This window comes from Campylobacter sp. 7477a, from assembly GCF_014892335.1.
GTDB classification, from domain to species: Bacteria; Campylobacterota; Campylobacteria; order Campylobacterales; family Campylobacteraceae; genus Campylobacter_A; species Campylobacter_A californiensis.
Genome location: NZ_JADBJH010000012.1, coordinates 43,908 through 65,470, shown reverse-complemented (window position 1 = coordinate 65,470; position 21,563 = coordinate 43,908). Strand labels below are relative to the sequence as shown.

Annotated in this window: 19 protein-coding genes and 2 pseudogenes; 13 read left to right on the top strand and 8 right to left on the bottom strand. The window is 38.1% G+C overall.

The features are described 5' to 3' along the window. From CCAL5182_RS07105 to CCAL5182_RS07090, 4 genes are all read right to left on the bottom strand, one after another. A partial coding sequence (locus tag CCAL5182_RS07105; protein ID WP_336610622.1) for a retention module-containing protein occupies positions 1–521 on the bottom strand: 521 nt, incomplete at its 3' end. A gap of 114 nt (positions 522–635) precedes the next feature. Continuing rightward, positions 636–1,451 carry a DNA ligase gene (locus CCAL5182_RS07100; RefSeq protein ID WP_336610621.1) on the bottom strand — a complete coding sequence of 272 codons (816 nt, stop codon included), beginning with the start codon at positions 1,449–1,451 and terminating at the stop codon, positions 636–638. 3 nt (positions 1,452–1,454) lie between these two features. After that, complete coding sequence (locus tag CCAL5182_RS07095) at positions 1,455–2,513, bottom strand: NAD-dependent epimerase (protein WP_336610620.1); 1,059 nt, start codon at positions 2,511–2,513, stop codon at positions 1,455–1,457. Between the two features lie 10 nt (positions 2,514–2,523). Then, positions 2,524–3,549: a 3'-5' exonuclease gene (locus CCAL5182_RS07090; RefSeq protein WP_336610619.1), complete on the bottom strand. Its 1,026-nt coding sequence runs from the start codon at positions 3,547–3,549 to the stop codon at positions 2,524–2,526. A 182-nt stretch (positions 3,550–3,731) separates the two neighbouring features. Here CCAL5182_RS07090 and exbB point away from each other — a divergent pair, with 182 nt between their 5' ends. From exbB to CCAL5182_RS07075, 3 genes are read left to right on the top strand one after another with little or no spacing between them, the layout of a single operon-like run. Further along, a complete protein-coding gene (exbB, locus tag CCAL5182_RS07085) occupies positions 3,732–4,160 on the top strand; it encodes a TonB-system energizer ExbB (RefSeq protein WP_336610618.1) in 429 nt (142 codons plus the stop codon). Then, entirely contained in the window at positions 4,147–4,527 is a 381-nt protein-coding gene (exbD, locus tag CCAL5182_RS07080; RefSeq protein WP_336610617.1) for a TonB system transport protein ExbD, read from the top strand. The genes exbB and exbD overlap by 14 nt, the downstream gene beginning before the upstream one ends. Next, on the top strand, positions 4,493–5,281 hold the full coding sequence (locus tag CCAL5182_RS07075) for an energy transducer TonB (RefSeq protein WP_336610616.1): 789 nt from the start codon (positions 4,493–4,495) through the stop codon (positions 5,279–5,281). The genes exbD and CCAL5182_RS07075 overlap by 35 nt, the downstream gene beginning before the upstream one ends. Before the next feature lie 75 nt (positions 5,282–5,356). Here CCAL5182_RS07075 and CCAL5182_RS07070 read toward each other — a convergent pair whose 3' ends face one another. Both CCAL5182_RS07070 and uvrA read right to left on the bottom strand, forming a co-directional pair. Continuing rightward, positions 5,357–6,703: an FAD-dependent oxidoreductase gene (locus CCAL5182_RS07070; protein ID WP_169971949.1), complete on the bottom strand. Its 1,347-nt coding sequence runs from the start codon at positions 6,701–6,703 to the stop codon at positions 5,357–5,359. A gap of 202 nt (positions 6,704–6,905) precedes the next feature. Then, positions 6,906–9,752: an excinuclease ABC subunit UvrA gene (gene uvrA, locus CCAL5182_RS07065; protein ID WP_169936619.1), complete on the bottom strand. Its 2,847-nt coding sequence runs from the start codon at positions 9,750–9,752 to the stop codon at positions 6,906–6,908. Between the two features lie 169 nt (positions 9,753–9,921). On the opposite strand from uvrA, the gene CCAL5182_RS07060 reads away from it, so the two are divergent. From CCAL5182_RS07060 to CCAL5182_RS07030, 7 genes are all read left to right on the top strand, one after another. After that, positions 9,922–11,580, top strand: coding sequence for a DASS family sodium-coupled anion symporter (locus CCAL5182_RS07060; protein ID WP_336610615.1), 1,659 nt, complete (start codon positions 9,922–9,924; stop codon positions 11,578–11,580). A gap of 186 nt (positions 11,581–11,766) precedes the next feature. Next, positions 11,767–12,051, top strand: a complete 285-nt coding sequence (locus CCAL5182_RS07055; RefSeq protein ID WP_169936623.1) for a DUF362 domain-containing protein — start codon at positions 11,767–11,769, stop codon at positions 12,049–12,051. Positions 12,052–12,142: 91 nt separating this feature from the next. Beyond that, positions 12,143–12,556, top strand: a complete 414-nt coding sequence (gene ndk, locus CCAL5182_RS07050) for a nucleoside-diphosphate kinase (protein ID WP_169936625.1) — start codon at positions 12,143–12,145, stop codon at positions 12,554–12,556. 15 nt (positions 12,557–12,571) lie between these two features. After that, entirely contained in the window at positions 12,572–12,928 is a 357-nt protein-coding gene (locus CCAL5182_RS07045; protein ID WP_336610614.1) for a hypothetical protein, read from the top strand. 11 nt (positions 12,929–12,939) lie between these two features. Continuing rightward, a complete protein-coding gene (gene rpmF / locus CCAL5182_RS07040) occupies positions 12,940–13,086 on the top strand; it encodes a 50S ribosomal protein L32 (RefSeq protein ID WP_069633196.1) in 147 nt (48 codons plus the stop codon). 3 nt (positions 13,087–13,089) lie between these two features. Then, a complete protein-coding gene (gene plsX, locus CCAL5182_RS07035) occupies positions 13,090–14,079 on the top strand; it encodes a phosphate acyltransferase PlsX (RefSeq protein WP_336610613.1) in 990 nt (329 codons plus the stop codon). 3 nt (positions 14,080–14,082) lie between these two features. Further along, a complete protein-coding gene (locus CCAL5182_RS07030; RefSeq protein WP_336610612.1) occupies positions 14,083–15,093 on the top strand; it encodes a beta-ketoacyl-ACP synthase III in 1,011 nt (336 codons plus the stop codon). 102 nt (positions 15,094–15,195) lie between these two features. Here CCAL5182_RS07030 and CCAL5182_RS09065 read toward each other — a convergent pair. Beyond that, a pseudogene (locus tag CCAL5182_RS09065) lies at positions 15,196–15,714 on the bottom strand (methyl-accepting chemotaxis protein); the annotation flags it as partial. A 339-nt stretch (positions 15,715–16,053) separates the two neighbouring features. Then, positions 16,054–17,118, bottom strand: a pseudogene (locus CCAL5182_RS09060) (Cache 3/Cache 2 fusion domain-containing protein); the annotation flags it as partial. Between the two features lie 275 nt (positions 17,119–17,393). On the opposite strand from CCAL5182_RS09060, the gene CCAL5182_RS07020 reads away from it, so the two are divergent. The 3 genes from CCAL5182_RS07020 (at position 17,394) to CCAL5182_RS07010 (ending at position 21,519) form a co-directional block, all read left to right on the top strand. After that, complete coding sequence (locus CCAL5182_RS07020; protein ID WP_169936635.1) at positions 17,394–17,993, top strand: peroxiredoxin; 600 nt, start codon at positions 17,394–17,396, stop codon at positions 17,991–17,993. 128 nt (positions 17,994–18,121) lie between these two features. Continuing rightward, a complete protein-coding gene (locus CCAL5182_RS07015) occupies positions 18,122–19,216 on the top strand; it encodes a PilZ domain-containing protein (protein WP_336610611.1) in 1,095 nt (364 codons plus the stop codon). An 8-nt stretch (positions 19,217–19,224) separates the two neighbouring features. Then, positions 19,225–21,519: an ATP-binding protein gene (locus CCAL5182_RS07010; protein ID WP_336610610.1), complete on the top strand. Its 2,295-nt coding sequence runs from the start codon at positions 19,225–19,227 to the stop codon at positions 21,517–21,519. The last annotated feature ends 44 nt before the right edge of the window (positions 21,520–21,563 follow it).

Below are 21,563 nucleotides of genomic sequence, written 5' to 3'. Positions count from 1 at the left end.
ATTATACTTGAGTTGTCAGTATTGTCGCTTGCGTCTGACATCGTACCGATCGATCCAATAGGGTTGTTTAAGCTAAGTCCGCTTAAGACCTCATCTAAACTTCTATCACTATCAGCGTAGATATTGCTTTCATGACCGCCCTCGATAAAATACGACTCGTTAAGCTGAGCTGTGCCACTGTTGTTGCCGCCTACAACACCTGCGGCGGTTTCCTCTAAGTCATCTAGACTTTCGCCTGCCAAGATCGCCTTTTGCAAGTCCGAAAGCTCGGCTATCGCATCGGCGCCAAAACTCTCACTGCTTGCAGTGCTTTGATCTATAGCCACCGTATCATTTTCTAATATCTCTATATTTTCGCCATTATCCATGGATAAAACAGCTCTAGAGTCGCCACCTTGCGTCTTTACCGTCTCACCTAAAAAGATCGCATCGCCAACATTTAGTGCTCTTTCTTTGCCATTTTCATCAACTGCTACGACGCTACCGATAATCTGCTTTACTACTCCAACTTGCGCTGCCATGGTATTTTCCTTAGTGTTTTACTTTTATTTTGACTAGATTATAACAAAACAAGTAGCTTGCGTCTATTGTACCTAGGTACAATACAAATAACATGATCACGAAGAGCGCTCTGCTTAATGCACCTCTCTAATCCTTAAAAACACAGGAAATCTCGGCAGCCCGTTTTTGGTTAAATTTTGATATTTATAAGTTATTATCGTGCCTATTGCAGGTGGATTTTTACGCATTTTATCACTAAAGCCCGAGCCTATCTTAAAAGTCGCAGCATCTTTTAAATTTCTACAAGTAAGGCTTCCCATAAATCCTTGAAATTTACCCCTACCCGCATTTATCTTTATAATCTCGCACTCATCGTCTAAAAATTTCTTGAGTTTTAAAATTTTATCGCTTCTGCCACTTTGATAGCTAGCGTTTGGATCGCGCACGACAACACCCTCGCCGCCATTTAAGGTTACCTTATCAAGAAATTTTACTACATTTTCGTGCGAGATGGCTGGTAGTTGCTCTATGATTTTTATTTGCGGGCAAGGATTTTTATCTAGGTAATTCCTTAAAATTTCAAGTCTTTGTATAAGACTGCCATCTTCATTTGGTAGATCAAAGACATGATACTCTAACTCGCTCCAGCCCTTGTCTTGGCTACTGTTTACGATAGAAGTTATGCGTTCAAAGTCAAGAGAGCGACTGTAAATTTCACCGTCAAGGCTAAAATTTGGGAAGCACGACAGCCAGGATTTGGGTGTGGATATGGCTAAATTTGCCCTGCTTTTTAAGGTATTGCCATTCCAAATTCCACGCACACCGTCAAGCTTCTCACTCATCATCCATGTGCTTAAATTTTCATCGCCCTTATAGACTTTAAGAAGCATTGGCTCTTTAGCAAAACAACTCGCTACAAACACCAAAAATAAAGCAAAGAGCATTTTCATGTGCTAAATTTGAACTCCGTAAAACTCGCTATACCACTCGACAAATCTCGCCACACCGTCGTTCACGCTTGTGTTTGGCTTGTAGTTAAAATCCTCTACAAGATCACTCACGTCAGCAAATGTCGCAGGCACGTCGCCAGCCTGAAGTGGCATGAAATTTTTCTCTATCTCGCGCCCTATCCTTATCTCAACCGCCTTTATGTAGTCCATGAGTTCAACTGGGCTGTTGTTGCCTATATTATAGACCTTAAACGGCGCACTTGAAGTCGCTGGATCAGGATTTTTCGCGTTCCATTTTGGATTAGGACGAGCTGGGTTGTCCACGCATTTTATGATACCTTTTACGATATCGTCCACGTAGGTAAAGTCGCGCTTCATCTTGCCGTGATTAAAGACATCTATGCTCTTGCCCTTAAGTGCAGCTTCGGTAAATAAAAACAGAGCCATATCAGGGCGTCCCCAAGGACCATAAACGGTGAAAAAGCGTAGACCAGTGGTCGGCACACCAAAGAGGTGGCTGTAAGTATGCGCCATCATCTCGTTGCTCTTTTTTGTTGCCGCGTAAAGGCTTATCGGGTGATTTACCGCTTCGTGAGTAGAAAACGGCATATTCTCATTTAGCCCGTAAACCGAGCTTGAGCTTGCGTAAACCAAGTTTGCTGTTTTGTTGTGGCGACAGCACTCTAAAATGTTTAAAAAGCCCGTGATATTGCTATCTATATAAGCTTGTGGATTGATAAGCGAGTAGCGAACTCCAGCTTGTGCGGCTAGATTTACCACGCAGTCAAATTTATACTCTTTAAATAAATTTTCAAGCACCTCTTTATCGGCTAGATCTGCTTTTACAAATTTTAAATTTGCATTTGTTTTTGAAGTAATTAGCTTTCTTTCCTCTATCTCACTCACGTCAAAACCGGCATTTTTAAAACGTGCTAATTTTAAATTTATGTCGTAGTAGTCGTTTATATTGTCATATCCAACGACCTCATCACCACGTTTTATCAGCGCATTTGCTAGGTGATAGCCGATAAATCCAGCCGTTCCAGTTACTAAAATTTTCATATTTTTTCCTTTACTCATCATCTAAATTTATCTCAGGTAATTGCTCGTTTGATTCTAAATTTTCATGTTTTTTGTTTTTTAAATTTACCGCACCTTTTTGCAAGATCCCATCAAGTCCGACTTTTGCCAGATGTTCATCAAGCTCTTTAGGTTCGATCCGCTCAAGGTCTTCGTCTTCAAAATTTTCATCTTCAAAGTGCTCTTGAAATTCCTCTTCATACTCGCTCTTGCCCTCAAGTCTTAAAATTTCGCTCTCTACCGCATCACAGAAAACATCCGTATAACTCATTTTAGGACGCTCTTTTAGTAAAAATTCACTCATCACATTTAGGTAGCTAGCATAGTCTTCTGACGTTAAATTTCCACGCAAAAGCTCGTATTTTAAAAACAGCCAGTATGTGTTTAGTACGTCTGATTCACAGTATTCGTTTATCTTCGCTATCTCGCCGCTAAAAAAGAGTTCGGTGACTTGATCGCCGTGCACATCGTATTTGCCAGGTAAATTTAACGAAGCACAAAGTGTGTCTAGCTTTAGACCTCTAACTGAACCAAAATCACTAATATGATCAAGCAAATCAAGATGAAATTTACCGTCGTATCTACTTCTGTAGTTTTCCCATTTATTTTTATTTAGCTCACGGTTTTCGCTCTCAAAATACGCAGGCGCACTTAAGTTATATTTCATCGCCCTTACCATGATCATAGGAAGATCAAACCCCCTTCCGTTAAAGCTAACTATGCGTGGATTATACTCGTTTATAAATTTGATAAATTTGGCCAAAATTTCTCTCTCATTTGCTCCTTCCATAGTATTTACGCGCAAAAATTTACCATATTCATCAGTCATAACCGCAGATATAGCCACCGTTTTATGAAACATCACAGGCAAAAACTCACTTCCGCTTGCGGCTTTTTGCGCACTAAATGCCTGCTGACACACACTCATGTCATCTCCCCTATATCCATAAATGCGCCTTAAAAGCGAAACATCAGGTATCGTCTCGCAGTCAAATACACAAATGTAATTTCTAGCCATTTTAAACCTTTAAAAATTTTGTAAATCATATCAAATTTTAGATTTAAAACTAAGAAATATTTTTGATTTAAAAATTTAATCCGACAATTTTCATTTTACATATAATTTTGATAATTATTTGACATTAATTATCAAAATAGATATAATACTCGCGAAAAAATTTGAAGGCAGAAGAGAAATTTATGGAATTATTAAAAGGCAACCTCGACTACATTATTATAGGGATTTTAGGCTTTATGAGCTTTTTTGTTATTTGGTATAGCATTGAGCGCATGATTTATTACGCAAAAGTCGATATAACGCAATTTAAAGCCATAGAAACGCTCGAAGAAGCACTTACTAAAAATTTAACAACACTTTATATTGTGTATTCAAACGCTCCTTATATCGGGCTTTTAGGCACGGTTGGCGGTATCATGATAACATTTTACGACATGGGTATGGCAGGAGGGATCGATACAAAAAGTATTATGATAGGTCTTTCTTTGGCACTTAAGGCAACGGCATTTGGCCTGCTAGTAGCGATACCTACGCTCATGATCTACAACGGCTTTGTAAGAAAGGTCGATGTCATACTAAACCGCTATAAGGCATACAATGCGCTTAGATAGAAAAGACGGGCTAAATATCGTTCCTTTTATCGATATTATGCTTGTTTTGCTTGCCATTGTGCTTAGTATCTCGACATTTATAGCACAGGGAAATATCCCTATAGATCTGCCTAGTTCAAATAGTGCAAAACAAGAGAAAGACGATAAAAAAGTGAGTATAGTTATTGATAAAGATAATAAGATTTTTATCGATGAAACAGAGGTTTATGACGAAGAGCTTAAAGACAAGCTTAGCAATGTCGACCCTAAAATGCTCATCGAACTTAGAAGTGACAAAGAGTCTAAATTTGACACTTTCGTCAAGGTTATTGATATTTTAAAAGAAAAACAACATGAAAACTTTGCAATCACAACTATCACTAAATAAATTCTCAAATTTTAGCGGATTTACTGTATCCGCTTTGGTTCACGCATTTTTTGTCGTATTTTTATTCCATCACCCTTTTGAGCAGATAAAACCTGCCGAAAACAAATCCATAAAGATAAACTTACACTCGTTTAACGTCCCGACATCAACAGTTGAAATTTCAAGCGCTCCACAGATAGCACCCGAAGTTATGATACCAGAACCCACTCCTCCTGCTCCTGTGTTACCGCCAAAAGAGGCAGAAAAGCCAAAGCCTATCCAACCGATAAAAGAGATAAAACCTCAACCAAAAAAGATGGAAAGAAAAAAGGTTGAGAAAAAGATAGAAAAACCAAAAGAGATCGCCCCTTTGCAACCTACCCTAACACAAAATACACCTCCCGCTAACGTGGCTAATCCAAACAATTTACCGACGACTAATGCCGTTCAAGCAGCAGCTCCGATTGCAAAAATAGCTGAGCTAAATTTATCAAACTCTGCAGGCAGCGAAGAGTTTAAAAAGATAGTTGATGCGATAGTAAAAAACCAGCGATATCCCAAAAATGCAAAGAAAATGCGCCAACAAGGTGTCGCAGAAGTAAAATTTCTCATACGAAAAAACGGTTCGGTAGACGAGATAAAGATAGCCAAAAGTTCAGGATATGCAAGTCTTGACGAGGGAGCTATAAACAACGTAAAGCGTGCGAGTAAGGACTTTCCGATGCTTGGCGCGGATTATTACATAAACATTCCGATCTCATTTAGACTTTTATGATCAGGATAAATTTAAAGCTATCCACTAAAAATTTAGTGGATTAGCCGTTTTGTGTGTTAAAATTTTAAAAAGCAATTAGTCTAAAAATTCCTCTTTAAATTTCTCTTTATCAAAATTTTTATTTAAAAATTTACAGATCTGTTCTAAATCAACACGAGCCGTCTCAAAACAACTTGTAGCTCCCGGACTTGGCGTCATGTTAAAGCTTATGCCGTCATTTGTGCTTATCCTGCCCTCGCCAAGATCAAGCTTTTTATTAAGCCTATCCACAACTTGAGGTCTTACACCTCCAAAATTTTTAGCATAAAAAAGATCATCCTCTCTTAAGCTAGGCACGATTTTACGAGCATCTTTAACAAATTCTTTTTTATTTATAAAAGGGATCTCAAACAAGAAATTTCTTAAAACATAAGAGCGAATGTCTTCATCTTTCATTAAATTTACAAAAACTTCAAGCACATTTCTGTCAAATTTCAAAGCACTTAAAAATTCAAAAAAGCTTGAATTTCCATGATATCTCTCAAGCTTTGGCATGACAAGAGCAGTAGGTCCAAAGCGGGTATTGCCGTTTGCAAGGATGTCCGGGTCTCCGTGAAGCGCAGCAAAAGGCAACTTATCATTTTGCATCATATAAACCTTGCCTTTTAGAAAATTTTTCTTTGCAAAGTAAAAACTTCCCGCCACCGGCAGCGTGCTAAGGTGCATTCCATAGCCCATTTTATGAGCAAGATAAAGCGAGTGAGCACCCGCATCAACCACAACATAATCAGCACTAATCGACTGGCTGTCGCTTGTTTTTAGATAAAACGTATCACCAACTTTTTTTATATCAAGGACATTGCAATTTAGACTTAGCTCATAACCGTCTCCGCCTATTTTTTGAGCGTTTTTTACGAGAGAGTCAGACATCGCACCAAAGTCAACCGTTGTGTATTGACCTTCTTTTGTGCCCATAGCCACTATATTTTCGGAGCGGGGATTGGCATTTATGTCAAATACAACATTTGGCTCTATCTGCTTTAAGTCCTCTTTAGAATAGAGCTCAAGATAAGGAAACACTTCTTTAAATTCACCGTATCTTGCCGTAAGTTTTTGCACCTCTTCGTCGCCAACGGCCAAAACCATCTTTTGATGAGAAAACATAAATTTGCCCTCATAGCCGTATTTTAGACCGTATTTTATCGGCATTTTTGCTACTTTATTGACCCGTTTTGCTTTTTCTAGTGTGTAGTTCGTCTCGATGTCACCACAATGAATCGTCTGCGAGTTACATCTGCCGTTTGAGTTTAGAGTAGCTACTCCTTCATATTTTTCCAAAAGGGCCACTCGTTTTATGTCCGTAAAAGCCGCTAACTCATAAAACAGTGCCGTCCCGCTGATACCTGCGCCAACTATAACTACTTCGAAATGTTTCTGCTGCATCAATGCCCCTAAGTTAAATTTGTAATCTAAATCATACTATATTTTTTAAAATTTCAAAGAGCAAAAAGTCAAAATACGATTTTATTTATATTAAATTTGACCTTTTGAAACACTTGTTTAGTAAAACCGTATTTATATAAATTTTGCATATTTATCGCCTCAACACAAGCCATAAAATAAAGCAAAAATTTTAAAATAAATTTTACTTTTTCTCCTTATGTGATTTCATATTTTTAAGCTCTTCAGACAAGAACATGCCTGTGTATGAAAGCGTTTTTTTGTAATTTTTAGCGACATCTTTTACACTTCCCGCGGCTATGACTTTACCGCCTTTTGCACCACCTTCCGGACCCATGTCTACAAGGTAGTCGCAATTTTTTATAACATCTAAATTATGCTCTATTACAAAAACAGAATTTCCAAGCTCAACCAAATGATGAAGCACCCTAGTCAGCCTATCAACATCGGCAAAGTGTAACCCCGTCGTCGGCTCATCAAGTATATACAGGGTATTTCCTGTATCGCTTCTACTTAACTCTTTTGCTAATTTCACACGCTGAGCTTCACCACCGCTTAGAGTTGTAGCATTTTGACCAAGCGTGATATATCCAAGTCCAACATCGGCTATTGTCTTAAGTTTGGCATAAATTTTAGGGACGGCTTTAAAAAATTCCAACGCCTCGTCTATACTCATGTTTAAAACATCTGATATAGACTTACCTTTGTATAAAATTTCAAGCGTTTGCGCGTTATACCTTGTGCCGTTACACGCGTCGCAAACAACCATTACATCAGGCAAAAAATGCATCTCTATCTTTATCTCGCCGTCGCCTTGGCACTTTTCACATCTTCCACCTTTTACGTTAAAGCTAAATCGCCCGATCTTATATCCTCTTAATTTCGCCTCTTTCGTTTGGGCAAATAAATTTCTTATCTCGTCCATAACTCCGGTATATGTTGCCGGATTTGAACGCGGGGTGCGCCCTATCGGGCTTTGATCAAGATATATGACCTTATCTAAATTTTCAAGTCCGCTTAAATTTACACCGGCTACTTTTTTAACTTTTTTAGCACGGTTTAGCTGTTCTTGAGCCTCAGGAAGTAGAGTTTGAAGTATCAATGAACTTTTACCAGAACCGCTAACACCTGTTATGCCAACTAAATTTTTAAGCGGAAATTTTACGCTTAAATTTGAGATGTTGTTGATATTTACATTTGAAATTTCAAGCCATTTTTCTTGCTTTCTGTTTTGCTGATAGTCTATACTCTTATCACCGTTTAGATACTGGGCGGTAGTTGTGTTTGAGCTTAGTAATTTATCAACGCTTCCCGCAAATATCACCTCCCCGCCAAATTTACCAGCTCCAGGACCGATATCAACCACAAAGTCAGCTTGCTCGATGGTCTTTTTATCGTGTTCGACTACGATTACCGAGTTGCCTTTTAGCTGTAAATTTCTAAGAGTTTTTATAAGTTTTATCGTATCTCTTTCGTGCAAACCGATACTAGGCTCATCAAGCACATACATGACTCCGCTTAAACCGCTTCCTATCTGACTTGCGATACGAATTCTTTGTGCCTCGCCGCCGCTTATGGTTCTAGCGTCACGGCCAAGACTTAGATAGCCAAGTCCAACATCATTTAAGAAAAATAGCCTTTCGCTTATCTCTTTTAAGATGGGGGCAGCTATGACTTTTTCTTGTTCGCCAAGATATTTAAATTTATCCTCGTTTGTAAAAAATGCTACACAATTTTCTATACTCATATCTAAAATTTCACCAAGCCCACATCCTGCTACCCTTACAGCTAAACTTTGAGGTCTTAGTCTATGACCACCACAATCAGAGCAGCGCTTTTCGCTCATGTATTCATCAAAGTCTTTATAGTCTTTAAGAAGGTTATAGCTTATGGCAACAGCTCCTTCAAATTTACGACTAAGCTTATGTCTTTTCCACAAAAACTCAACCTCATTTGCATTACCATACAAGACAAGTCTACGCTCATCCTCGCTTAGCTCATAAAACGGCTTTTTGACATTGATGTCGTTTTGTTCACAAAAAGCCAGTAAAAATTTATAATAATAACTCATGTTATAGCCGTAAAGCAGCTTTATAGCACCGCCTTCTATGCTCTTATCCTCGCTTATAACCTTACTCATATCAAGACTGTATCTTATGCCAAGACCGTCGCAACTCTCGCATGCACCCTTTGGAGAGTTGAAACTAAAGCTCAAAGGCTCAAGCGGAGTAAATGAAATTTTACAATCAAAACAAGCCAAATGCTCGCTATAATGCACAAATTTATCATTTATGCCAAGCTCATCGGAATTTAAAATTTCAACCTCAACTTCGCCATAACTCTCATTTAGCGCCTTTTCCACGTCTTGCGCCAAACGAGTGGAGTTTTCATCACTTACGACAAGGCGGTCGATGACGACTTTTATCGTGTGTTTTTTGGTCTTTGAAAGCTCTATTTCCTCATCAAGTCTTACCGTTACTCCATCGATCTGCGCTCTAACAAAACCCTTTTGTCTTAAATTTTCGATAAGATCGGCCCATGTTCCCTTTTTTTCTCGCACAAGCGGAGCATAAAGCACAACTTTTGCACCATTTGGAAGCTTTGAAATTTCATTGATAATATCTTGCGCACTCATCTTTGATATCGGTTTACCGCATTTATGGCAGTGCTGAGTGCCTATTCTTGCATATAAAAGCCTTAGATAGTCATAAATTTCAGTTATCGTTCCTACTGTTGAGCGTGGGTTTTTAGATGTTGTTTTTTGATCTATCGCGATAGCCGGAGTAAGACCTTCTATCTTATCTACATCTGGTTTTCCTACTCGATCTAAAAACTGCCTAGCATAGCTTGAAAGACTTTCGATATATCGTCTTTGACCCTCAGCATAAAGCGTGTCAAATGCTAAAGTTGATTTACCGGAGCCGGAAAGTCCAGTAAAAACAGTAAGTGAATTTTTTGGAATTTCAAGATTTATATTTTTTAGATTATGTTCTCTTGCGCCTGTTATTTTTATGATATTGTGGTTTTGCATATTTACCGCCTAATTTTTTTGAATTTACCATTATACATCATCTCTATTAATATTTTCATGTTACGTTTGTTGTCATTTTATTAAAAATATTTTAAAAATTTAAATCTAAATATACAATGTAAGCTATTTATTTGATAATATAAAATAAAAATTACAACAAGGTTTTATCATGTCAAATCCAAATATTCCTATCGATAGACGAACCAACAGAGTCGAGCTCATAGGGCTTATTTGCGGTATTGTTTTTGCATTTATCGTTTATAACATCATGCCCAGTAATGCCGGAGAGATAGCAACGGCGGCAGCAAACGGCAAAGTCTTAAAAGTAGATGCCATGCCTGCAGTTGCAGCTATCGCTACATTAATGGCGGTTTGGTGGATGACTGAAGCCATCGCACTTCCTGCTACGGCTTTGCTTCCTATGGTGCTTTTTCCAATATTTGGCGTAGATAGTTTTAGAGCCGTGGCTGCTCCTTATGCTTCTGATACTATCTATCTTTTTATGGGTGGTTTTGTTTTAGCGCTTGCTATGCAAAAGTGGAATTTGCATACCAGAATAGCCCTTGGCATAGTATCGTTAGTTGGAACAAGCCCTAGAAAACTAGTCGGCGGATTTATGATAGCAACCGGCTTTTTATCCATGTGGGTAAGCAACACAGCCACCGCCATAATGATGCTCCCTGTTGGCCTTAGCGTCCTTCATCTTGTAAACACCCTAACTAACAAAAACGATACCGTCTCTATAGAAGATGATATGAGAAATATCGATGAATTTTCTATCAAAGGCACACAAGGAGGCGTTGTCAATACAGCCTTTCATAAAGGTAGAGATATAGTAAAAGAGATAAAAGACAAAACAACAGCTTATAGCTCAAATTTCGGGATATCTCTTATGCTAGGTATAGCCTACTCGGCATCTATAGGCTCTATGGGAACTATCATAGGCACTCCTCCAAACACCCTACTTGTAGCATATATGAAGAATGAATTTAATATAGAAATAGGCTTTTTTGAGTGGATGTTAGTAGGTGTTCCGCTAAGCATTATCATGCTTTTTGTGTGCTGGTTTGTTTTAACCTGTGTTTTATTTAAACCCGAAATTAGCGAGATACCGAACGGCAAGGCTGTTATAAAAAATGAGCTTAAAAAGCTTGGTAAGATAAGCAGACCTGAAATTTTAGTAGGGGTTGTATTTTTATTAGCAGCAACTAGTTGGATAGGACTTGGTTTTGTGCTAAAAGGCTTTGGGGTCAAGCTAGCAAGCATTGATGCGATCATTGCCATGAGCACAGCCATACTACTTTTTATCATACCTGCAAATAAAAGCGGAGAGAGGCTGATCGACTGGGATAGTGCCAAGAGGCTTCCTTGGGATATACTTATACTTTTTGGCGGAGGCTTATCACTATCGGCTCAATTTAGCAACACCGGTCTTTCGCTTTGGATAGGGCATCAAGTCTCTGCTCTTGGCGTTATGCCGATAGCTCTTATTACCTTGATCGTAACCGCACTCGTGATTTTCTTAACCGAGATCACATCAAACACGGCAACAGCAGCTGCATTTTTACCTGTTATCGCAGGAGTTAGTATAGGGCTTGGATATACTGGCACAAATGTCATGATATTTACTATACCTGTCGCACTTGCTGCTACTTGCGCATTTATGATGCCTGTAGCCACTCCTCCAAACGCCATCGCATACGGCTCTGGCTATGTCAAACTTAGCTCGATGATAAGAACGGGAATTTGGCTAAATTTAATAGGTGTAGCCTTAATCACCTTTACTACATTATTTATAGCAAAAGCAGTATTTGGTCTTAGTATATAAATTTAACACACCTTAAAAGTCCGAACCGACATTTTCGGACTTTTACCTTTATTTATTAAAATATCTAACTTTGTAGTATAATGTAACTCGCACCTAAATTCTTGATTTGTCAAAAATAAACTTTATATCAATTTCAGTTTTTTTTGATACTCTAACGCTGAAAAATCAACCCAAAAGGAGAAGAAAATGGCAGTAAAAATTACAGATATTTGCATAAGTTGTGGCTCATGCATAGACGAATGCCCAGTAAATGCGATCGTAGATGACTCAGATAACCCAACAGGAGAGGATACATACTACGTATACGCCGATAAATGCGTTGAATGTGTAGGACACAATGATGAACCAGCCTGTGCTTCAGCCTGTCCAACAGACGGCTGCATAGTTTGGGATGCTCCTTATGCTGGTCAACCATCTCGTAGTGAGATCGGCGCAGATCTTAGAGATGGTCATAGCCCGGTTATAGCATAAATTTAGGCCCATTCTATGGGTCTATTTTGTTTTTTAGAATTTTTTTGATATAATTGCCGACTTTATTACGAAACACTTTAAGGAAATTTAAATGCAAAGAACACTTTCTATAATCAAACCAGACGCAGTCAAAAAAAATGTTATAGGCAAGATCGTCGATAGATTTGAAAGCAACGGACTAAGAATCGCGGCAATGAAAAAAATCAGACTAAGCAAATGCGATGCAAAAGCATTTTACGCAGTTCACAGTGAAAGACCATTCTTTAACGATTTAGTTGATTTTATGGTTAGCGGACCTGTTGTTGTTATGGTTCTTGAAGGTGAAAATGCAGTAGCTAAAAACCGCGAACTAATGGGTGCTACAAACCCTAAAGAAGCAGCAGCCGGAACCATCAGAGCAGACTTTGCAGATAGCATAGATGCAAATGCCGTTCACGGAAGCGATAGCCTTGAGAACGCTGTAAATGAGATAAATTTCTTCTTTGCTGCAAGAGAAATTTGCTAAGCAAGAGGTATAAATTTGAAGATAGCATTTGCAAAAGTTGCAAATCAAAATATAGACTTTGAAATCAAAAGTGAAGAGCTAAATTTCAAAGGACATTTAAAAAGAATAGATCACAAAAACGTAAAATGTTTAGGAAATATCAGTGGAAGCACAGCGCATAACTGCGATAGATGCGGAGCTGACATCTCGTTAGATATAAATGAAAACGTAGGTCTTATCGTTAGCGATGGAGTATACACCGACCCCGAAAACGAATTAAGCGATGCGATAGAGTTTTTTGATCATCAGATTTATTTAGAAGAAATTTTAAAAAGCGAAATAGAAGCATTTAAGAGCGACTATTTTTATTGTAAAGATTGTAAAAATTTATAAAGGAGAATAAAATGGCAGTACCAAAGCGAAGAGTTAGCCACACACGTGCAGCAAAACGCAGAACACACTACAAAGTGACACTTCCAATACCTGTTAAAGATAAAGACGGTTCATGGAAAATGCCACACCGTATAAACAAAACAACAGGTGAATACTAAAATATGATACGCATTGCTATTGATGCCATGGGCGGGGATTTCGGCCCCGAACCTATAGTTGCAGGTGTAGTCGAGGCTTTAAAAGACACAAATTTCTCTGCCGTGCTTGTAGGAGATAGCAATGCCATAAAACCTCTTATCCCAACTCATTTATTAAAAAACATAACATTTGTCGAAGCAAACGAAGTCGTTTCTATGTCAGACGGTGCGACTGATGCCTTAAAACGTAAAGATAGCACGATATACAAGTCGATAGAACTGCTTAGAAACAAAGAAGTAGACGCTGTTGTATCAGCCGGCCACAGTGGTGCAACTATGAGTTTAGCTACTTTGCGTGTCGGCAGACTTAAAAATGTCGCAAGACCGGCAATAGCAACTCTCATGCCAAATTCAAAAGACACTACTACTTTAGTGCTTGATGTCGGAGCAAATGTTGATTGTAAAAGCGAACACCTTTTTCAATTTGCCGTTATGGGGGAAGTTTACTCAAAGCAAATTTTAAACAGAAAAACTCCACGCGTAGGACTTTTGTCTAATGGCGAAGAAGCAAGTAAAGGAAATGAGGTAAGCAAAGAAGCTTTTAGCCTTATTTCAAGACTTGACAGCTTTGTCGGCAATGTCGAGGGTAACCAAGTTTTTGACGGAAGCGTCGATGTGGTGGTTTGTGATGGTTTTATAGGAAATATTTTGTTAAAAACCAGCGAAGGTGTCGCGGATGCGATCGGAAAAATCATAAAAAAACAGATCACTAAATCACCTTTGGCGATTGCAGGCTCTGTGCTAATGAAAAAAGTCTTTAAAAAGCTTAAAAAACAAGTTAGCTATGATGAATACGGCGGTGCGCCACTTATAGGCGTAAACGGCTGTGTTATAATTAGTCATGGAAAAAGCAACGCGAAAGCTATCAAAAACGCTGTTTTCCAAGCTATAAATTTTGCAAATTCAGACATTAATAAAACAATAGAAGAAGAACTCTCAAATTTCGTAAGGTAACAAATGCCAAAAGCCTCTTTAATATCAATCGCAGCCTATACTCCAAGTCACGTTCTATCAAATTTTGTTTTAGAAAAAATGGTTGAAACAAGTGACGAATGGATAGTAAAGCGCACGGGCATTAAAGAAAGGCGTATAGCAAAAGATGAGATCACAAGCGATATTGGCACAAAGGCAGGCGAGTTAGCCATTAAGCGTTCTGGGCTTAAAAAAGAACAGATCGACGCTATAATTTGCGCCACCATAAGCCCCGATCATCTTTGTATGCCTTCAACAGCATGTAAGATAGCAGCAAATTTGTCTCTTCCTCACGGAATAACCGCTTTTGACATAAGTGCCGCTTGCACGGGTTTTATATATCTACTTGAGATAGCAAAGTCCCTTGTAGAAAGCGGTGCTAAAAAAAATGTCTTAATCATCGGCGCAGAGAAGTTAAGCTCCGTGGTTGATTATACAGATAGAAGCACTTGCATACTTTTTGGAGACGGAGCCGGTGCGGCTGTTGTTAGCGCAAGCGATGAAAATGAAATTTTAAATGTTCACACAGCAAGCGACGGAACTCAAGGAGAGCTTTTAATCACCCCAGGATGTGGAAGCGCTTTTCCTGCAAGCAAAGAAACTCTTGATAAAAAACTAAATTTCATACATATGGCAGGTAATGAAGTTTTTAAAATAGCTGTTCAAACTCTTACAAAAAGCGTTCTTGACATACTAGAAAAAAACAACCTAACTAGCGATCAAATAGACTTTTTTATACCTCATCAAGCAAATATCCGCATAATCGAAGCGGTAAAACAACGCCTAAATTTTACAGATGAACAGTGCGTTTTAACTGTCGCAAAATACGGCAATACAAGCTCGGCTTCTATTCCGATGGCGATAAACGACGCATATGAAGACGGTCGTATCAAAAACGGCTCTATGTTACTGCTTGACGCATTTGGTGGCGGGTTCACATGGGGTTCTGCAATACTAAAATTCGGTGGCAAAAACTACTGCGATCTTAACGCTTAAAAAGCGTTACACAAATTTAACCTTTAGATAGCTTTCATATATTTTAATCAAAAGCTTAGTCCCTGAAATTTTACTCAGGAACTAAACACCGTAAATATCGATTTAAACCTTAAACTGTGAAACCTTGCCGTCAAGCATTGCGCCCATATCTTGCAAATGTTTTGCCGCGGCACCTATTTCCTCTACGGCTCTTGCGTTTTCGCCTGAAAGGGCATTTGTTTTTGTGATATTTTCTATCATTAAATTTATCTGCTTAGCGACCTCAGCGTAATTACATATAAAATTATCGGTAACCCCTATGGCGTATTGCATAGAATTTGCCATTTGAGTTATCTTCTCCTCTACATTTGCGGATAAATTTGCTATATTTTGAATATTTTTCGCATTTTCGTTCATTGCTTCGCTTGATTGAGTGGTTGATTGCACTATGATTTTTAGTGTTACATTTATCTCATTTAATGACTTTTGCGTCTTTTCGGCAAGCTTCCTAACCTCATCGGCAACTACGGCAAAACCGCGTCCATGTTCACCGGCACGTGCGGCTTCTATAGCAGCGTTTAAGGCAAGCAAATTTGTCTGCTCGGCTATCTCTTCGATAACCGTTAGCACTTGCTTGATATTTTCGGTATCCGTAACAAGTCTTGAAAGTTTATTGGCAAATTCGGTCTCCACCTCGACACTCTTTTGCACTTCCTCGTTTAGTCGTAGGATAGAGTTGTTTGCTTCACTTATATATGAATTTGATTTAAAAAGCTCGGTCTTGCCGTTTTCACCATCTTTTACAGACTCTTTTAAATTTTGCTGTATTAACATCGCATCTTTGGTTGTGCTGTTTAGTAAGAGTGCACCGTTTTCTACACGGCTTCCCGTGCTTATCGCGCTACTTGAAAGCTCTTGTGAGGTAGATAAATTCTCGCTTGAGAGTCCTTTTATCTCAATTACCATAAGTCTGATTTTTTCTATAAATTTATTTACCTCTTTGCTTACGTTGGCGATCTCATCATCGCCTTTTATTGGCATTTTTCTTGTTAGATCACCATCTTTTGAGGCTAAATTTTGCATATTTTGTGCCATTTGATTGATAGGGTGTGATATAATTTGTCTTATTAGAAGCGAGCTCATAAGTATCATTAGAACTATCATAGCAGCACTTGCTATATAAATATCCTTTTGCACCTCTTTTTGCGGAGTTAGATAATCGCTTGTAACCGCACTTCCTACAAGAACCCACTCAAACGGCTCAAATCTCTCAAACGCCATTATCTTTTCTACACCCTTATCTTTTATATGCACAAGTCCGCTTTTATCTTTTAAAACCGTATCTAAATCAAATGACGAATTTTCTCTTATGCTTTTGCCTTCACGAGTTGGGTCTATATCAAATTTTTGAGTTTTTAAATTTAATATAGAAAAATACCCGTTTTTACCGAGCTTCATCTGGGAGATCGCGCTCTTTAACGAGCTAAGTCCCTCCGTAAAATCATATCCGATAAATAAAATACCTATCAAATTTTTACTGTCATCAAGGATTGGCTCATAGATCGTCGTGTAATTTCTACCAAAAAGCATGGCCGTTCCTATATATCCTTGTTTTTGCATTATAGGCTCATAAGCCGGGTTTTGTTTTGTCAAAAATGTCCCAAGCGCCCTACTTCCGTCCTCTTTTTTAACCGAGGTAGAAATTCTCAAAAAATCATCTCCAACCTTTGCAAACACTGTAGCTACTGCGCCGGTGGCATTTGTGTATCTATCCATCATTGCAAAATTTAGATTTATTTTAGTGTCGCTTGCATAAAGAGTCGGCACTGCTTTACCATCCATAAACGAGATATTTTGGCTATCTATACTTATCTTTCCAAGGCTGTCTTTTAAAACATTAAATGAAATTTTTGCATTTTTTTCATTATCCTCTTTAAAAACCATAATGGCGTGCATCGCCATCGCTACGCTTTGCTCTATAGTCCTTTCGACATCCTTTTTTATCTCACTCTCCAAAGACGATCTTACTCGTAAATTAAAAACCATCATAGAAATCATCAACAAAACAGCTAAAGCAACGGAAATTTTGCCCGCAAGACTTCTTAGATACCTCATTGCACCACCTCCTTATGTTTAAAATTTTTTGAAATTTAATTGTACTTAATAACATTTATAACAAATTTCAAAAACAGAATTTAAGTATTTTCTTTAATTGTTTATTAAGTAAATAGACATATAAATTTATTTTTTACCATTTAATGATTATTAATCTTTGAACGATATAATTTCGCTATTAATAAAATTTATTATTAGGAGAAAAAATGATAGTTACAAAAAAAGCACCTGATTTTACAGCTGCGGCAGTTTTAGGAAATAATCAAATTGTAAATGATTTCAACCTATATAAAAATATCGGCGAAAAAGGCGCGGTAGTATTTTTCTATCCAATGGACTTTACGTTTGTTTGCCCAAGCGAAATAATCGCATTTGATAAAAGATATGATGAGTTCAAAGCTCGCGGTATCGAAGTTATCGCAGTTTCAACAGACAACCAATTCTCACACTTTGCATGGAAAGAAACTCCGGTAAACAAAGGCGGCATAGGTCAAGTTCGCTTCCCTATCGTTGCTGATACAAACCACGCTATTTCACGCGGTTTTGACGTATTGATAGAAGAAGCTGGCGTTGCTCTACGCGGTTCATTCTTGATAGACAAAGACGGTACAGTTCGCCACGCGGTAGTTAACGATCTTCCACTTGGTAGAAACATCGATGAGATGGTAAGAATGGTTGATACAATGCTATTTACTAACGAGCACGGCGAAGTTTGTCCAGCAGGTTGGAACAAAGGCGACGCAGGTATGAAGCCTAGCACAGAAGGCGTTGCTAACTACCTTGGCTCAAATGCCGACAAACTATAAAATTTAAACAAAGAGGTCACTTGACCTCTTTAACACTTTCTTCAACTAAAATTATAAATTTTTAATTTTGCAAAAAACAAACCCCGATATGATATAATCCATCATTAAATTTAACCACGGAGAATCACATGGAGTTTAAAGGAAGGCAAGAGCTTGTGATTGCTTGTGAAGAGAGCATTTTAACACTCAAAAACCACTTCATACATACTAGTATAGAATTTTGCAAACACGAAAATATCTTTATATCACGAGAGAGAGAGCAGGCGATATTTGAGGATATCTTTGACTCGCTTTTGCTTCTACGCCCGGATGCAAACAAGCTTTATGACGAACTTAGCGAGATAATCAAAGATGAAAAAATACGAGAAAACTACATAAATTTCGCTATGTTAGGTCTTGTTTTAAATTTCAATAAACTACCAAATGTCCAAAACTACGTAGGCTTTTTTGTAAACGCCATCGAGCGAATAAAACAAACCCTTAGCAAGCTAAGCACAACAAAAGAGCTAACATATGATGTTCCAAATTTAAACACAAGTTCTTTCTTTTTTGAAAATACCATAGACACACTTTTTCGCATGAAAAATGCAAACAAAAAACCGGAATTTCTAAATTTATATGACGGTGTTAATATCAAAAACGAGGCCGAAATTTTAAAAGTTCACGAAGATAGCGTTGTTTTTGGCGTGGATGTCATGCAAATTCTGGCCATGAAACAAGAAGGAAGCGGATTTATATTGCCAAATGAATTTTTCCCACAACACATAAAAGCTGACATCGTTGATTTTAGCACTATAAATAAAACGGTAACACTGGCAAATTTTACCCGCATATCAAAGATGAATGCAAACCTAAGAAAACATCAGCGCGTCCATCCAAATCGCTTTACAAAAGTCACACTCAAAAACCAAATTTCACAGCTTGACGGAAATTTATATGATATTTCAGACGGCGGTCTTAGTGTCCTTAGCTCAAATATCGGCGATTTTAGGCAAGGTGATAGTTTGGAGGCAAATTTTGAGCTTTTAATGCCAAAAAAAAACAAAATTTACAACGTATCGATAAAGCTGATCCTGATAACAGAGCTAGCTTATAAGGGTTGTATTCGCTATTGCTTACAAATACCACAAGATCAAAGTAGCGATATAGTGCACGAATTTACAACCGCACGTGTAGAAGAGACGCTAGAGGAGCTAAAAGCCCATATGGATCTATATAAATAAGGCAAAACATGAAAAGCATACAAGAAAATTTAAAGCTATTTTATCTAGGTCTTAAAGATAAAGAGCCGTTTTTTTATAAAAACAAGGATTTAACCACTCATGCAGCCATTATCGGTATGACGGGAAGCGGTAAAACAGGTCTTGGTATAACACTTCTTGAAGAGGCTTGTATAGATAATATTCCTTCGATCATAATCGACCCAAAAGGCGATATGACAAACCTTGCTTTGACATTTGAAAATTTAACAAGCGATGACTTTGTCCCATATATCGACGAAAATGAAGCCGTAAACAAGGGCATAAGTATAAGTGAATCAGCAAGTCTTCAAGCTGAGAGTTGGCGTAAAGGCATAGAAAGCAGTTTTCAAGAAATTTCACGCGTAAAAACACTCAAAGAAAGTGCCGATATAACGATATACACGCCAAAAAGTAGTGCCGGAGTCGGCATAGCTTTACTTAGTGATTTTCATGCGCCAAAGATGGATGACGAAGAGAGCTTTAGTGCATATATAAACTCGCTAACGGCTTCGGTATTATCTTTGGTGGGCATCAAAGATGACGACATGAGCTCAAAAGAGCAACTACTCATCGCAAAGATATTTGAGAGTAAATTTAAAGAGGATAAAGATGTAACGATAGAAGACCTTATCGGTTTTATCGCCTCTCCTTCATTTAGCAAAATCGGCGTTTTTGACATAGAAACATTTTATCCAAGCGCCGAGCGCATGAAACTAGCAATGAAGATAAACGCACTTTTGGCAAGCCCAAGCTTTAAAGGCTGGAGCGAGGGCGTTCGTCTTGATGTTTCAAAAATGCTCTTTGATGCAAACGGCAAAGCAAAATGCAACATCTTTACCATATCGCATTTAAGCGATGAAGAGCGAATGTTTTTTGTAACGCTTCTACTAAACGAAGTCATCGCCTGGATGCGCACGACAGATGGCACAAGCTCACTTAGAGCCATACTTTATATGGATGAAATTTTCGGATTTTTCCCGCCAAATTCCAATCCTCCGTCAAAAACACCTATGCTTACACTCTTAAAACAAGCCCGCGCCTTTGGTATAGGCTGTGTTTTAAGCACTCAAAACCCTGTCGATCTTGACTATAAAGGTTTATCAAATATCGGCACTTGGTTTATAGGGCGACTTCAAACAGCTCAAGACAAAGCGAGGGTGATCGACGGCCTAATAGGAATCTCAGGCTCGTCGCTTGATAAAAACGAGATAGGAAACACCATATCAAATTTAGCCAAAAGGCACTTTTTAGTTAAAAACATAAACGAAGACGGACTAAATATCATCTCGACAAGATGGGCGCTAAGCTACCTAAAAGGTCCTTTATCACGCGATCAAATTTCAAATTTAATGAACGAGAAAAAGACAAATTTACAACATAAGATAAGTAAAAATTTAGCAAAAACAGGCGGAACAAAACCCGTCTTATCAAACGAGATAGAGCAAATTTTTGCTCTAAACGAAAACAAATTTCTCTCTCCTTGTCTATTTGCAAAGGCTAAAATTCGCTACTTTGACGCCAAAAAAGGTATCGAAACAACAAAAGACGTGAGCTATCTTTATGAACTCGATGAAACGCAAAATTCCATAAACTGGCTAGAGGCATCGGAAGATTTAGATATAAGTTTAACAAGTAAAAAAGACGATGCAAGCTTTAAGGAGCTGCCAAATTTCATCCAAAACGCTAAAAATTTCAAAAATTTCGAACGCGATTTTAAAGACTTTGTGTTTAGAAACCGCAAGCTAGAGCTCTTTGAAGCCATGGGGATAAATTCAACCCCAGATGAAAGCAAAGAGGAGTTTTACGTAAGACTTAGCGATAAATGCAATGAAATTTTAGAGCAAAAAACCGCTGATCTAACACAAAAATTTCAAAAAGAGCAAGCAAGGCTTGAAGATGCTTTAAGCAAGGCAACCGCAAGGCTTGAAAAAGAGCAACGAGAGATGAATGCGAGCGGTCTTGAAGCGATAATTAACATAGGCTCAAGCCTACTTGGGGCATTTTTGGGAAGCTCAAGAGGTGTTACAAAAACCAGTGTCGGTAAGATCGCCACTAGTGTAAAAAGTGCAAACAAAGTCTTAAAAAACAGAACCGACGTAAAACTTGGCGAAGAGAGTGTTGAGGCGATAAATGCTAAGATCGAGGAGTTGATCCAAAATTTCACGAACGAAGCCCAGGCACTAAAAGATAGCTATGATATAAAAAATATCACCCTAAACACCATCGCCCTTGCTCCTAAAAAAAGCGACATTTATGACGAGAAAATCGTTCTTTTGTGGAGATGATTTATAAAATTATCAGCAAATTTTAATTATCATCTCGGTTTTTA

Bases quoted from the DNA above. Each gene is read 5' to 3' on its own strand.
- CCAL5182_RS07075 (WP_336610616.1), top strand. From the start codon at position 4,493: ATGAAAACTTTGCAATCACAACTATCACTAAATAAATTCTCAAATTTT.
- CCAL5182_RS07070 (WP_169971949.1), bottom strand. From the start codon at position 6,703: ATGCAGCAGAAACATTTCGAAGTAGTTATAGTTGGCGCAGGTATCAGC.
- CCAL5182_RS07100 (WP_336610621.1), bottom strand. From the start codon at position 1,451: ATGAAAATGCTCTTTGCTTTATTTTTGGTGTTTGTAGCGAGTTGTTTT.
- plsX (WP_336610613.1), top strand. From the start codon at position 13,090: ATGATACGCATTGCTATTGATGCCATGGGCGGGGATTTCGGCCCCGAA.
- CCAL5182_RS07090 (WP_336610619.1), bottom strand. From the start codon at position 3,549: ATGGCTAGAAATTACATTTGTGTATTTGACTGCGAGACGATACCTGAT.
- CCAL5182_RS07010 (WP_336610610.1), top strand. From the start codon at position 19,225: ATGAAAAGCATACAAGAAAATTTAAAGCTATTTTATCTAGGTCTTAAA.
- CCAL5182_RS07095 (WP_336610620.1), bottom strand. From the start codon at position 2,513: ATGAAAATTTTAGTAACTGGAACGGCTGGATTTATCGGCTATCACCTA.
- CCAL5182_RS07015 (WP_336610611.1), top strand. From the start codon at position 18,122: ATGGAGTTTAAAGGAAGGCAAGAGCTTGTGATTGCTTGTGAAGAGAGC.
- CCAL5182_RS07055 (WP_169936623.1), top strand. From the start codon at position 11,767: ATGGCAGTAAAAATTACAGATATTTGCATAAGTTGTGGCTCATGCATA.
- uvrA (WP_169936619.1), bottom strand. From the start codon at position 9,752: ATGCAAAACCACAATATCATAAAAATAACAGGCGCAAGAGAACATAAT.
- CCAL5182_RS07020 (WP_169936635.1), top strand. From the start codon at position 17,394: ATGATAGTTACAAAAAAAGCACCTGATTTTACAGCTGCGGCAGTTTTA.
- CCAL5182_RS07060 (WP_336610615.1), top strand. From the start codon at position 9,922: ATGTCAAATCCAAATATTCCTATCGATAGACGAACCAACAGAGTCGAG.
- CCAL5182_RS07030 (WP_336610612.1), top strand. From the start codon at position 14,083: ATGCCAAAAGCCTCTTTAATATCAATCGCAGCCTATACTCCAAGTCAC.
- ndk (WP_169936625.1), top strand. From the start codon at position 12,143: ATGCAAAGAACACTTTCTATAATCAAACCAGACGCAGTCAAAAAAAAT.
- exbB (WP_336610618.1), top strand. From the start codon at position 3,732: ATGGAATTATTAAAAGGCAACCTCGACTACATTATTATAGGGATTTTA.
- exbD (WP_336610617.1), top strand. From the start codon at position 4,147: ATGCGCTTAGATAGAAAAGACGGGCTAAATATCGTTCCTTTTATCGAT.
- rpmF (WP_069633196.1), top strand. From the start codon at position 12,940: ATGGCAGTACCAAAGCGAAGAGTTAGCCACACACGTGCAGCAAAACGC.